Origin of the sequence: Bradyrhizobium diversitatis (genome assembly GCF_016031635.1) — a bacterium.
In the GTDB taxonomy this organism is placed as follows: Bacteria; Pseudomonadota; Alphaproteobacteria; order Rhizobiales; family Xanthobacteraceae; genus Bradyrhizobium; species Bradyrhizobium diversitatis.
Genome location: NZ_JACEGD010000042.1, coordinates 25641 through 38776 on the forward strand (window position 1 = coordinate 25641; position 13136 = coordinate 38776).

At 65.6% G+C, this 13136-nt stretch carries 13 protein-coding genes; 11 read left to right on the top strand and 2 right to left on the bottom strand.

Annotation, left to right across the window (positions count from 1 at the left end):
* Positions 1-39: 39 nt before the first annotated feature.
* The 6 genes from pgsA to H1B27_RS33535 all read left to right on the top strand — a co-directional run bounded on the left by pgsA (position 40) and on the right by H1B27_RS33535 (position 4175).
* Positions 40-657: a CDP-diacylglycerol--glycerol-3-phosphate 3-phosphatidyltransferase gene (pgsA, locus tag H1B27_RS33510; RefSeq protein WP_028176628.1), complete on the top strand. Its 618-nt coding sequence runs from the start codon at positions 40-42 to the stop codon at positions 655-657.
* Complete coding sequence (gene moaD / locus H1B27_RS33515; protein ID WP_061877421.1) at positions 654-905, top strand: molybdopterin converting factor subunit 1; 252 nt, start codon at positions 654-656, stop codon at positions 903-905. Before pgsA ends, moaD begins: the two co-directional genes overlap by 4 nt.
* Before the next feature lie 4 nt (positions 906-909).
* Positions 910-1377 (top strand): molybdenum cofactor biosynthesis protein MoaE, encoded by a 468-nt coding sequence (locus H1B27_RS33520; protein WP_197968977.1) that lies wholly within the window; start codon positions 910-912, stop codon positions 1375-1377.
* The gene (gene prmB, locus H1B27_RS33525; RefSeq protein ID WP_197968978.1) at positions 1377-2336 is read left to right on the top strand and encodes a 50S ribosomal protein L3 N(5)-glutamine methyltransferase; all 960 of its coding nucleotides are present in this window, start codon (positions 1377-1379) and stop codon (positions 2334-2336) included. The genes H1B27_RS33520 and prmB overlap by 1 nt, the downstream gene beginning before the upstream one ends.
* 91 nt (positions 2337-2427) lie before the next feature.
* Positions 2428-3045 carry a phage holin family protein gene (locus tag H1B27_RS33530; protein WP_197968979.1) on the top strand — a complete coding sequence of 206 codons (618 nt, stop codon included), beginning with the start codon at positions 2428-2430 and terminating at the stop codon, positions 3043-3045.
* Positions 3045-4175, top strand: coding sequence for a YihY/virulence factor BrkB family protein (locus tag H1B27_RS33535; protein ID WP_061877417.1), 1131 nt, complete (start codon positions 3045-3047; stop codon positions 4173-4175). Before H1B27_RS33530 ends, H1B27_RS33535 begins: the two co-directional genes overlap by 1 nt.
* Before the next feature lie 44 nt (positions 4176-4219).
* Here the strand turns inward: H1B27_RS33535 and H1B27_RS33540 are convergent, their stop codons facing one another.
* Entirely contained in the window at positions 4220-5059 is an 840-nt protein-coding gene (locus tag H1B27_RS33540; RefSeq protein ID WP_061877416.1) for a class I SAM-dependent methyltransferase, read from the bottom strand.
* A gap of 273 nt (positions 5060-5332) precedes the next feature.
* On the opposite strand from H1B27_RS33540, the gene H1B27_RS33545 reads away from it, so the two are divergent.
* A complete protein-coding gene (locus H1B27_RS33545; RefSeq protein WP_197968980.1) occupies positions 5333-6799 on the top strand; it encodes an EAL domain-containing protein in 1467 nt (488 codons plus the stop codon).
* Between the two features lie 15 nt (positions 6800-6814).
* Positions 6815-7669: a TIGR01459 family HAD-type hydrolase gene (locus H1B27_RS33550; protein ID WP_197968981.1), complete on the top strand. Its 855-nt coding sequence runs from the start codon at positions 6815-6817 to the stop codon at positions 7667-7669.
* 139 nt (positions 7670-7808) lie between these two features.
* On the opposite strand, the gene H1B27_RS33555 is transcribed toward H1B27_RS33550, so the two are convergent.
* Positions 7809-8204 (bottom strand): response regulator, encoded by a 396-nt coding sequence (locus H1B27_RS33555; protein ID WP_008567674.1) that lies wholly within the window; start codon positions 8202-8204, stop codon positions 7809-7811.
* 231 nt (positions 8205-8435) lie between these two features.
* Here H1B27_RS33555 and H1B27_RS33560 point away from each other — a divergent pair, with 231 nt between their 5' ends.
* The 3 genes from H1B27_RS33560 to lspA all read left to right on the top strand — a co-directional run bounded on the left by H1B27_RS33560 (position 8436) and on the right by lspA (position 13124).
* Positions 8436-9407 (top strand): bifunctional riboflavin kinase/FAD synthetase, encoded by a 972-nt coding sequence (locus H1B27_RS33560; protein WP_197968982.1) that lies wholly within the window; start codon positions 8436-8438, stop codon positions 9405-9407.
* Between the two features lie 203 nt (positions 9408-9610).
* The gene (ileS, locus tag H1B27_RS33565; RefSeq protein WP_197968983.1) at positions 9611-12619 is read left to right on the top strand and encodes an isoleucine--tRNA ligase; all 3009 of its coding nucleotides are present in this window, start codon (positions 9611-9613) and stop codon (positions 12617-12619) included.
* Positions 12620-12629: 10 nt separating this feature from the next.
* A complete protein-coding gene (lspA, locus tag H1B27_RS33570) occupies positions 12630-13124 on the top strand; it encodes a signal peptidase II (protein ID WP_197968984.1) in 495 nt (164 codons plus the stop codon).
* Positions 13125-13136: the final 12 nt, after the last annotated feature.

Sequence of the window (13136 nt, forward strand, 5' to 3'; positions counted from 1 at the left end):
ACGGTTGACCTTCAGGCCCGAGCGGTATTGGTAGGACGGATGAACATCGCCACGACACGAGGGACGACCAGGCGCGCGATGTCCCTCCCGAACATCCTGACCTATGGCCGGATCGCCGCGATTCCGGTCGTGGTCGGATGCATTTACGCGCAGTCCATCCTGGATCAGCCGCTGTGGCTGCGCTGGGTTGCGGTCGCCATCTTCATTGCGGCTGCGGTCACCGACTACCTCGACGGCTATTACGCGCGGATCTGGAATCAGCAATCGGCATTCGGCCGGATGCTCGATCCGATCGCCGACAAGCTGCTGGTCGCCTCCTGCCTGCTGATGCTCGCCGCCGACGGCATCATCCACGGCTGGTCGCTGTGGGCCGCCATCGTGATCCTGTGCCGCGAGATCCTGGTCTCGGGCCTGCGCGAATACCTCGCTGCGCTCCGCGTCAGCGTGCCCGTGACCAAGCTTGCGAAGTGGAAGACCACGGTCCAGCTGGTTGCGATCGGCTTCCTGCTCGCCGGCCCGGCTGGCGACGAGGTGCTGCCCATCGTCTCGATGATCGGGCTGGCGCTGCTGTGGGCCTCGGCGATCCTCACCATCTACACCGGCTACGATTATTTCCGTGCGGGCATCCATCACCTCATCAAGGAGGACGAGGGATGAAGGTGAAGTATTTCGCCTGGGTGCGCGAGCGCGTCGGCAAGGCCGAGGAGACGATCGAGCCGCCCCCGAACGTGCGCACCGTCGAGGAGCTGATCGCCTGGCTGTCCGGCCAGGGCGAGGCCTATGCGCATGCGTTCGAGAAGCCAAGGGTAATCCGCACCGCGATCGACCACGCCCACGTCAAATCAGACGCCGCGATCGCGGGCGCCCGCGAGATCGCGTTCTTCCCGCCGATGACCGGCGGCTAGGCTCATGACCTGCCCCGTCACCATCCGCATCCAGGAGGGCGATTTCGACATCGCGCGCGAGATCGCGCTCCTGACCGACAGCCGGACCGATATCGGCGCGGTCGTGAGCTTTTCCGGCATCTGCCGCGCCGATGAAGACAGCGCAAAGATTTCGGCGCTCACGCTCGAACATTATCCGGGCATGGCAGAAGAAGAGATCAGGCGCCATGTCGACGAGGCGACCTCGCGGTGGCCGCTGAACGGCGTCACGGTGATTCACCGCGTCGGCCGCTTCATGCCGGGCCAGAACATCGTGCTGGTGCTGACCGCCTCGCAGCACCGACAGGCCGCGTTCCAGGCGGCCGAGTTCCTGATGGATTACCTCAAGACCAGCGCGCCGTTCTGGAAGAAGGAAGAGAGCGCCGCCGGCACGGGCTGGGTCGAAGCCCAGGCCCGTGACGACGAGGCCGCCGCGCGCTGGACGAAGTCCTGATGGCAAAAGCCTCCAAGAGACTCCCGCGCGGCCGCGCCGCGCCGAGGCTTGCGAAAGTCGGTCCCGGCGAGCTTCTCACGCTGCTCGACTTCGTCCGCTACGCGGTCAGCCGCTTCGTCGAAGCCAGGCTCGCTTTTGCCCACGGCACCACCGATCCGGTCGCGGAAGCCGCCTTCTTGGTCTGCGAGGCGCTGCATCTCAATCCCGAACAGTTCGAGGTCTTCGCCAGCGCCCGCGTCACGGCCGCCGAGAGCAAGATCCTGCTCGACCTGATCCACAAGCGCGTCACCACGCGCAAACCGGCCGCCTATCTCGTCAACAAGATCTATATGCGCGGCCTGCCCTTCTATGTCGACGAGCGCGTCATCGTTCCGCGCTCCTTCATCGGCGAGCTGCTGGATTCGCATTTCGGCAGCGACGGCGAGGCCGGCTCGCTGATCGACGACCCTACGGCGGTCACGCGCGTGCTCGACCTCTGCACGGGATCGGGATGCCTCGCGATCCTCGCCGCGCATCATTTCCCGAACGCCACCATCGATGCCGTCGACATCTCCAAGGGGGCACTCGAAGTCGCCGCGCGCAATGTCGGCGAATACGGGCTCGAGGACCGGATCAACCTTTATCGCGGCGACCTGTTCGCCCCGCTCGGCGACAACAGATACGACCTGATCATCACCAATCCGCCTTACGTCGATGCCGAAGGCATGGCGGCGTTGCCGCCGGAGTGCCGGGCCGAGCCGAAGCTCGCCTTCGACGGCGGCGCCGACGGTCTCGACGTGGTGCGCCGCATCCTGCGCGATGCGCCCGATCACCTGACGCCGGATGGCGGGTTAATCTGCGAGATCGGCCGTGGCCGCGAGCTGGTCGACGAAGCCTTTCCGGAGCTGCCGCTGCTCTGGCTGGACACCGAGGATTCCGAGGGCGAGGTGTTCTGGATCGCAGCCGCCGATCTCGGCTGATTCAGCACGACGGATCCCGCTCCGTCGGAACAAGTCAAATACCGCCACGTTCATCCCCCGAGGAATTTTCTCGCTCTCGGAGGATGTCCGCATGCTCGCGCCATCGGGCGAATTGCTGCGCGCCGGCATGGCGCTCAAGCTCAATCACGTCAAACGCGCCGCTCAATCCTATTTGCGTGACCAGACCAGCCACGCAACCGGCAGGATGACATCTTACGCGGTGGCCGGCGGACTGTTCGCGGTCGCAGGTCTGTTCGTTGTCGCGGCATTATTCGTCGGACTGATCGCCCTGTACCGCTGGATCGCGATCACTTACGGCCAATTCTGGGGATTTGGTGCTGTCGGCGCCCTGCTGCTGGTGCTGGCCGCGGTCTGTGCCGGGGTCGCCATGGCGCAGATGAAACGCAAGGCTAAGCCGATCGTGCCGCTTGCGAGCCGTCTGCGCGTGGCGGTCGCGACGCCGCGGATCCCACGTGGAACGGTCAAGCAGGCGGTAAAGGAGGTCGCAACGACGATTCCCCTCGTGCCGCTTGCGCCGGGTGAACGCGGTCACGACAGCAAGGCTGGTGACGGCAAGGCTTATCACGGCAAGGCCTGGCCGGTCCGCGCCAACCGCCCCGTGCAGCTCGGCCTGATGCTCGCAGCCGTCGGTTTGGTCGGGCTGACGGCCGCCCGCCGGCGGCGCCACAGGCACAGTCTGGATGCGTGATGCCGGCGCGGCGCTCCGAGCAGATCGACTCCTGGCTGCTGGTGGCGGCGACGGCCGTCTTCGTGCTGACGGCGGAGCGCTACTTTCAGGATTCGGGACTGATCCGGTCGGGGCCCCCGCAAGACCACCGCAACGGCGAAGCGAACTCGCCGGAAACGCACCCGGCCGGCGCGGCGACGCAGCCCGGCCGGGGCCGCCAGGCGAAGAGCCCGTTCACGATCCCCTGGGCGGGTTGGAAGGATATCTTCTGGCGGACCTATCAGCGCATCGACGAGGATCGCCTGCTCGCGACGGCGGGCGGCGTCGTCTTCTTCGGGCTGCTCGCCATCTTCCCCGCAGTCACGGCGCTCGTCTCCTCTTATGGCCTGTTCGCCAACCCGGCGACGATCAGCGCCAATCTCCACACGCTTGCGACCATGCTGCCCGAGGGCTCGTTCCAGATCGTCGAGGACCAGGTTGCGCGCGTGGTGTCGAACGCAACCGCCACGCTCGGTGTCACGTTCCTGTTCGGCCTGCTGCTTGCGATCTGGAGTGCCAATGCCGGTGTCAAGGCGATCTTCGACGCCCTCAACGTCGCCTACGAGGAACGCGAGAAGCGCAGCTTCATCCGGCTGAACATGGTCTCGCTGGCCTTTACCGTCGGCGGCATCGTGGCGCTGCTGTTGATGGTGGGGGCCGTCGTCGCCTTCCCGCTTGCGCTCAATCATCTCGGCCTGGCGCCTGAAAGCAAGCTGATCGTGGCGCTGGCACGATGGCCGCTGCTGTTCCTGATCCTGCTCGTCGCACTCGCCATCCTCTACCGCTTCGCTCCCAGCCGTGATGCGCCGCGATGGCAATGGCTGAGCCTCGGCGCCGTGACGGCCGCGATCCTCTGGATCGCCGGTTCGGCCCTGCTCTCCTGGTATCTCTCGGAATTCGCCAACTACAACGCGACCTACGGCTCTCTGGGCGCTGCGATCGGCCTGATGATGTGGATGTGGATGTCGGCGATCGTCATCATGTTCGGCGCCGAGCTGAACTCGGAGATCGAGCGGCAGACGCTGCGCGACACGACCACCGGGCGGCCGAAACCGCTCGGCAGCCGCGAAGCCGTCTCGGCCGACACGGTCGGCGCCACCGCGCCATTTTGATCGGTGCGGTCAGGCCGGAGCCGGCCCGACCGCATCCTGGGCCATCAGCGCTTGGTGATCACGGCTTCCAGATATTCGCTGTGCACCACGATCGTGCCGTCGTCGGCGTGGTTGAACTCCCCGAGCAGCGCCAGCAGGTCGCGCTTCAGCGCGGCCTGGCCGCTCTCGTCGAGCGCGGCAAACGCCTTCAGCGTAGGCCCGTAGAAGGTCTTGAAGATGTCGAGCCAGTGGTCCGGCGAGCGATAGCGGAACACGAACATGCGCGGCTCGGCGGCAATTTCGGAAGCCTGGCTTCCGAACATCTCTTCCAGCCGCGCAGCCGTGCCCCACAGCGCCGGTGACTTCACCCCCGCCGGCGGCGGCAAATGCCTGCCGATGGTCTTGAACAGCTGGCCGATGAAGCCTTCCGGCGTCCAGTTGGCGAGACCGATTTTACCGCCGGATCTGCAGACCCGCGCGAGCTCGGAGGCGGCCTTATCCTGATCCGGCGTGAACATCACGCCGAAGGTCGAGAGCACGACGTCGAAGGTGGCATCGGCAAACGGCAACGCTTCGGCATCCGCCTCGCGGAACTCGACCTTGAGATGTTCGGCCGCCGCGCGCTCCTGACCGCGCTCGAGCAATGCCGGCACGTAGTCGGTGGACGTGACGTCACACCAGCGCCGCGCCGCGGCCAGCGTCGCATTGCCGTTGCCGGCGGCGACGTCAAGCACCTTGCTGCCAGCGCGCAAGTCGACTGCCTCGCAGAGCTGTTCGCCGACGATCTGCAAGGTGGTGCCGACAACGGCATAGTCGCCCGACGACCAGGCGCCGTGCTGGCGCTGCTTGACGGCGCCAAGGTCAGGCTGGGATGTGGGCTGCTTGAGGGCTGCGGATGTCGACATGAGCAAATCTCCTGGGGTTGAAAACGCCGGGACGATAGAGCGCATGCGGCCCGCTGGCCTTGAGAGCAGCGTTATTTTGCGCTGAGAACGCCTTGATTTCCGGACGGGAGCCGGCGGCGGGCCTGATGCAGGCTGCCGGACAGTCACTATCCCCTCGAATCAACAATGATGTTAGGGTCATGCATTGCTTGGGGGAGCATGAGCCGTGACGGATTGGAGCGCGACCCGTGTTTTCCCGGTGAAGCAGCCAGCTCTTGAGGCATAACGCGCGGCATGATTCGCATTTCGACGATCTTCATCGCCATCTGCATGGTCCTGGTCGCGGCCTCGCTCGGGCTCGTGCTCTATTCGGTCGCCGGCATCAGCGGGACGGAATCGGCCATCGTGGCGCTGACCGCGCTGACGTTCCTGATCCTCTACAACGCGGTGTCGATGCGGCTGCGCGACCGCAGCGACGTCGGCGGGCAGATCGCCGACCTCTCGCGGGGCACCGCGGACCTCGCCCGCCAGGTGGCCGAGTTCGGTCGCCGGCTTGCCGCGATCGAGGGCCGCATCGCCTCGTCCAATTCGGCCAACTCCGACCGCGTCCAGTCGGTGATCGGCGAGATCAACGAACTCGGCGGATTGGTCAGGCAGCTTGCCACCACCGTGTCGGCCCATGAGGATCTGCTGGCCGGCCACGCGCCGGCCCCCGCCCCGGTCATGAGGCCCGAGCCGGAGACGCCGATCGATCTGGCTGCCCCCTTCGAGGAGAAGCCGGTCGCCGCCCCCCCGCTTCCCGTGCCGCCTCGGCCGGCACCGGCCGTCCAGGTCCAGCCCGCCAACCCGGTTCAGACCGGCAACGGACGTAGCCAGACCCAATTGCTGGCGACGCTGCGCAATGCAATCGACGAAAACCGCATCGACATATTCCTGCAGCCGATGGTGACGCTGCCGCAGCGCAAGGTGCGGTTCTACGAGGCGGTCACGCGCCTGCGCGACGAGCGCGACCAGCTGATCGCCGCCGAGGAGTTCATCAGCATCGCGGAAGCTTCGGGCTTGATCGGCCGCATCGACAACATGGTGATGCTGCGCTGCGTGCAGGTGCTGCGGCGCCTGATGGTGCGCAACAAGGACGTCGGCGTGTTCTGCAACCTCGCAGCTTCCACGCTCGGCAATTCCACCACCTTCGCGCAATGCCTCGACTTCCTCGAAGCCAACCGGGCGCTGGCGCCCTCCCTGGTGCTGGAGTTCAAGCAGTCGACGTTCCGCAATCTCGGCCCCGCCGAGACCGAGAATCTCGCGGCGCTCGCCCAGCGCGGCTTCCGTTTCTCGATCGACCATGTCACGGATCTGCGCATCGAGCCGCGCGAACTGGCCGATCGCGGGGTGCGCTTCATCAAGGTGCCGGCCACGCTTCTGCTCGATCCTAGGCAGGCCTCGACCTCGGACATCCACCCCTCCGATCTCTCCGACCTGCTCGGCCGCTTCGGCATCGACCTGATCGCCGAGCGGATCGAGGGCGAGCGCGCGGTGGTCGACCTGCTCGACTACGATGTGCGCTTCGGACAGGGGTTCCTGTTCGCGCCGCCGCGGCCATTGCGGCCGGAGGGGGCATCTGCTACCGCCGGGGCCCCGCCGAACCAGACGAAAGACATTCAGGGACCTCATGGCTCCGGCACACCCAGCTCAGGCGCGACGTCTTCTGCGCCTCCGCCACAACGCATCACCGGCAACGCGGCGCTCGCGCGCCGCATCTGATCGACCGCGCAGATCATGACCACGCTGCATTTTGCCGAAGGCCTGCGCGAGCTCGTGGGCGGTGTGGACGTCGTGCTCAGCGACATCTGGGGCGTGGTCCATAACGGGCTGGAATCCTTCCCCGAAGCCTGCGAGGCACTGCACACCTATCGCAGCCGCGGCGGTACGGTGATCCTGATCACCAACGCGCCGCGCCCGGCCGACTCCGTCCAGCGGCAATTGCGCAAGCTCGGCGTTCCCGACGAGACCTATGACGCGATCGTGTCTTCAGGCGACCTGACTAGGCTCTATGTCGCCGAGCATCCCGGCCGCAAGATGTTCTGGCTCGGCCCCGAGCGCGACAATTCGATCCATCGCGGCCTCGATGCCGTGACCGCGCCGCTGGAGCAAGCCGACTACATCGTCTGCACCGGCCTCTATGACGACGAGACCGAGACGGCGGAAGACTATCGCGGCATGATGCTGAAGGCGCGTGAGCGCAAGCTGACGCTGGTCTGCGCCAACCCCGACATCGTGGTGGAACGCGGCGACCGGTTGATCTACTGCGCCGGCGCCATCGCGGAGCTCTATCGCGAGCTCGGCGGCGAGGTGATCTTCTATGGCAAGCCGCACCGGCCGATCTACGAGCGCGCCATGTCACTCGCCGGGGAACGCCAAGGTTATCAGATCGATCGCAAGAAGGTCCTGGCGATCGGAGATTCCGTCCGCACCGACCTGACCGGCGCGCGCGAATTCGGCATCGACTGCCTGTTCGTGACCCGCGGCATCCATGCCGAGGAGTTCGAGGGTCTTGACCAGCTCGACCCGACATCGGTCGTGGAATTGTTCGGCCACCCGCCGAAGGCGCTGATACGCGAATTGAAGTGGTAGAAAATGTCGTGCCCCGGACGCAGCTCGAAGAGCTGCAGAGCCGGGGCCCATAAGCCGCATGCGATGTCGTGGATAGACTGGGTCCCGGCTCGGCGTCGCGTCACTGACGTGCCGCGCCTTGTCCGGGACACGAGCGCGCTTACGCGCTCGCCATGTCCGGGAAGACCGCCTCGATCTTGGTCTTCAGCGTCGCCGCATTGAACGGCTTGACGATGTAGTTGTTCACGCCGGCCTTCTTGGCCGCGATCACGTTCTCGGTCTTGGATTCTGCCGTGATCATGATGAAAGGCGTGGTGGCGAGGTTCGGATCCGCGCGGACTTCACGCAGCAGGTCGTAGCCCGTCATCGGCTCCATGTTCCAGTCGGAGATCACGAGCCCGTACTTCTTGCCACGCATCTTGTTCAGCGCTGCCGAACCGTCGCTGGCATCATCGATGTTCTCGAAGCCAAGCTGCTTCAGCAGATTCCGGATGATACGGATCATGGTGCTGTAGTCATCCACCACCAGAACCGGCATCGACAAATCAACCGCCATCTCGACTCCCCCAACGCAAACCCAGGAATATTAGGATCGGACCTGCCAGGCCGGAGCCGGGCAGTTCCACGCCTCGAAGGACTAGCATCAAGGCGTTAAACAGCGCGTTAATTGCGGACATCGCCAAAGGACTGAAATCGTGTTCAATGTCTGCCCGCCCCGCCGCTTGACTTCGCACGGCCGGTCGCGCCACGGTCCGGGCCGGTCCTGCCCGGTTCGAGAATTCCCCTGATGGCTCCGCCTTTTACCGTCATTCGCGATACAACGCCGGATTCCGCGATTCTGAGGGGCGCCGTGGTTGCCATGGGCAATTTCGACGGCGTTCATCTTGGCCATCGCGCGGTGATCGCGGCAGCGCTGGAGATGGGCCGGACGCATGGCCGCCCTGCGCTGGCATTGACCTTCGAGCCGCATCCGCGGCGGTTTTTCAGCCCCAACACCCCGCAGTTCCGCCTGACGGACGAGCGGGCCAAGCTGCGGCTGTTGGCCGGCACCGGGCTGGCCGGGGCCGTGGTGATGACCTTCGACAAGGCGCGGGCCGGAACCAGCGCGCAAGATTTCATTCACCATGACCTGATCGGGCGCCTCGGCGTGAGCGGCATCGCCGTCGGCTACGATTTCCATTTCGGCAAAGGGCGGGTCGGCTCGCCAAGCCTTCTCGTCAACGAGGCGCCCCGGCTCGGCATCGAGGTCGACGTGCAACCGCATGTCGATATCGACGAACGGCCGGTCTCCTCCAGCGCGATCCGGATCGCCCTCGCCGAAGGCCAGCTCGACGACGCGACCACCATGCTGGGCGGGCCCTGGTTCATTACGGGCGAGGTCATCCATGGCGAAAAGCGCGGCCGCGATCTCGGCTATCCCACCGCCAACATCCGCCTGGACGCCAATTGCGGCCTCAAGCACGGCATCTACGCGGTGCGGGTCGGCCGCGGTGCCGAGCGGCTCGACGGCGTGGCCAGCTTCGGCCGCCGTCCGACCTTCGATAATGGCGCCCCGCTCCTGGAGATCTTCCTGTTCGACTTCAAGGGCGACCTCTACGGACAGCTCCTCGACTGCGCCTTCATCGGCTTCATCCGCGAAGAGCTGAAATTCGATGGTCTAGAAGCCCTGATCCGCCAGATGGACGACGATTCCGCCCGCGCCCGCGCCATCCTGGCCGCCAATCCGGACGCGTTTCCGAGGCTGGGCGTGATTGATTGAGCCCGAAACCGGGCCACCCGAACCTTTGCGCTTCCCTTGGCCCCCTGCTATGGAGAGCCCATGTTTGCGCGGCGCATCATAGGGATTAGCGGCCCGGCTTCCGCCTGAGCCTTTGGCTCGGCGCAAGACCGGGATTTTGTCGTTTCACTCCCGCGATTCCGCATCGCGATCCGTTCCCGCGCCCCTCCGAGCCAGTCAGCCTCATGTCCGAAAAGCCGCAGAAGTCCCAAAAGCCTGAAGTCAAAGACTATTCGAAAACCCTGTTCCTGCCGCAGACCGAATTCCCGATGCGCGCCGGCCTGCCGCAGCGCGAGCCGGAGATCCTCAAGCGCTGGTACGAGATCGGGCTCTATGAGAAGCTGCGCCAGGCTGCGAAGGGCCGCGCCAAGTTCGTGCTGCATGACGGCCCGCCCTATGCCAACGGCAACATCCATATCGGCACGGCGCTGAACAAGATCCTGAAGGATCTCGTCACCAAGAGCCAGCAGATGCTCGGCTTCGATTCCAACTACGTGCCCGGCTGGGACTGCCATGGCCTGCCGATCGAGTGGAAGGTCGAGGAGGAGCACTACCGCAAGAAGGGCAAGCAGAAGCCCGACTTTCGCGACTCCGCCGCGATGATCGATTTTCGCAAGGAGTGCCGCGCCTATGCCACGCACTGGCTCGGCATCCAGCGCGAGGAATTCAAGCGCCTGGGGGTGATCGGCGACTGGGACCATCCCTACGCCACCATGAGCTATCCCGCCGAAGCCCAGATCGCACGCGAGCTGATGAAGTTCGCCGCCAACGGCACGCTGTATCGCGGCTCCAAGCCGGTGATGTGGAGCGTGGTCGAGAAGACCGCGCTGGCCGAAGCCGAAGTGGAGTACGAGGACCACACCTCCGATACGGTGTGGGTGAAATTCCCGGTGACCTCACCCGCGCACGGTGCGCTCGCGTCCGCAAGCGTCGTGATCTGGACCACCACGCCCTGGACCCTGCCCGGCAACCGCGCCATCTCGTTCTCGCCGAAGATCGCCTATGGCCTCTACAGGGTGACGGACGCGCCCGCCGACAATTGGGCCAAGACCGGCGACCTCCTCATCCTTGCCGACGCGCTCGCGGAAGAGGTGTTCAAGCAGGCGCGCGTGACGGCTTTTGAGAAGGTCCGCGAAGTCCCCGGCGACACCATGGACGCGATCGAATGTGCCCATCCGCTGAAGGGCCTTGGCGGCGGCTATGAGTTCGTCGTGCCGCTGCTGCCCGGCGACCATGTCACCGATGACACCGGCACCGGCTTCGTGCACACGGCGCCCGGCCACGGCCGCGAGGACTTCGATGTCTGGACGGCGCAGGCGCGCGATCTCGACGCGCGCGGCATCAACACCGCGATCCCCTACACCGTCGACGAGAACGGCGCCTACACCGATCATGCGCCGGGTTTTGCCGGCAAGCGCGTCATCACCGACAAGGGCGAGAAGGGCGATGCCAACGAGGCCGTGATCAAGGCGCTCGTCGACAGAGGCATGCTGCTCGCGCGCGGCCGGCTCAAGCACCAATATCCGCACTCCTGGCGCTCCAAGAAGCCGGTGATCTTCCGCAATACGCCGCAATGGTTCATCGCGATGGATAAGGACATCGCGGTGGGCGGCAAGACCAAGGCCGGCGACACGCTGCGCGCCCGCGCGCTGCATGCGATCTCGGTGACGCAATGGGTGCCGCCATCCGGCGAGAACCGCATCAACGGCATGATCGAGGCGCGGCCGGATTGGGTGATCTCGCGGCAGCGCGCCTGGGGCGTGCCGATCGCCGTGTTCGTGCGCGAGAAGGGTGACGGCTCCGCCGAGATCCTCCAGGACGAGGCCGTCAATGCACGCATCGGCGAAGCCTTCGAGAAGGAAGGCGCCGACGCCTGGTACGCGACGGGCGCGCGCGAGCGCTTCCTCGGATCACGCGCGAGCGAGGACTGGCAGAAGGTCGACGACATCCTCGACGTCTGGTTCGATTCCGGCTCGACCCACGCCTTCGTGCTCGAAGACCCCGTGCATTTCCCGGGGCTGTCAGGCATCAAGCGCAAGGTCGACGGCGGCACCGACACGGTGATGTACCTGGAAGGCTCGGACCAGCACCGCGGCTGGTTCCACTCCTCGCTGCTGGAGAGCTGCGGCACGCGCGGACGCGCGCCTTACGACATCGTGCTGACCCACGGCTTCACCCAGGCCGAGGACGGCCGCAAGATGTCGAAGTCGCTCGGCAACACCATCGAGCCGCAGTCCGTCATCAAGGACTCCGGCGCTGACATCCTGAGGCTCTGGGTCGCATCCAGCGACTACACCGACGACCAGCGCATCGGGCCCGAGATCCTGAAGAACACCGTCGAGACCTACCGCAAGCTGCGCAACACCGTGCGCTGGATGCTGGGCACGCTGCATCACTACAAGCCGACCGACGCAGTCGCGCCCGCCGAGATGCCCGAGCTGGAGCGCCTGATGCTGCACGAGCTCGCAGGTCGCGCCACCGCGATCGGCAAGGCCTATCGGGAGTTCGACTACAAGACCGTGGTCGCGATCCTGTCCGCCTTCCTGAACAGCGAGCTTTCCGCGTTCTACTTCGACATCCGCAAGGACACGCTTTATTGCGATCCGCCCTCTTCGCTGACGCGCAAGGCGGCGCTGACGACCATCGACCTGTTGTGCGCCTCGATCCTGAAATGGCTGGCGCCGATCCTCAGCTTCACCGCAGAAGAAGGCTGGCGCATGTACCGGCCCGACGCCGAGCCGTCCGTGCATCTGACGCTGTTCCCGACCGACCTCGAAGACCTGCGCGACGACAGGCTCGCCGCAAAATGGGAGACGATCCGCAACGTCCGCCGCGTCGTCACCGGGGCGCTCGAGCTCGAACGCGCCGCCAAGAACATCGGCTCCTCGCTCGAGGCGTCGCCGGTGATCTATGTCGCCGACCGCGACATGCTGATGACGCTGTTCGACACCGATCTCGCCGAGATCTGCATCACCTCGAATTACGAGGTGCGGGAGGGCGAGGCGCCGGCTTCGGCGTTCCGTCTCGATGCCGTGCCCGGCGTTGCCGTCGTGGTGGAGAAGGCGATCGGCACCAAATGCGCCCGCTCCTGGAAGATCTCGCCGACGGTCGGCGAGGACCCTGAATACCCCGACGTCACCCCGCGCGACGCCCAGGCGCTGCGCGAATGGAAGGCGCTGGGGGTGAGCGTCTGATCGGTCGACCATGACCCCGCTCCGCGCCGGCATCCTTGCGGCCATGGTCACGCTGGTGGCCGACCAGGCCTCGAAGCTCTGGCTCCTAAACGTGTTCGACCTCGCCGGTCGCGGCGCGGTGCGGGTGACGCCATTCTTCGACCTGGTGCTGGCCTGGAACATCGGCATCAGCTTCGGCTGGCTCCAGAACGACAGCCAGGCAGCGCAGCTCGCGCTGATGGCCGTCAAAGGTATTGCGGTGGTCGCGCTCGCGATCTGGATGGCCCGCTCGCACACCATGCTTGCGACCATCGCGCTCGGCCTGATCATCGGCGGCGCCATCGGTAACGGCATCGACCGCCTGGCCTATGGCGCGGTAGTGGATTTCGCCTTGCTCCACATCGAGATCGCCGGAAAAACCTATAATTGGTATGTGTTTAACCTCGCGGACGTGTCCATCGTTGCTGGGGTGGCGGCGCTATTGTATGATTCCTTCCTGGGGGTACCCGCCGCAAAAGCGCCCTGATCCCGGCCGATA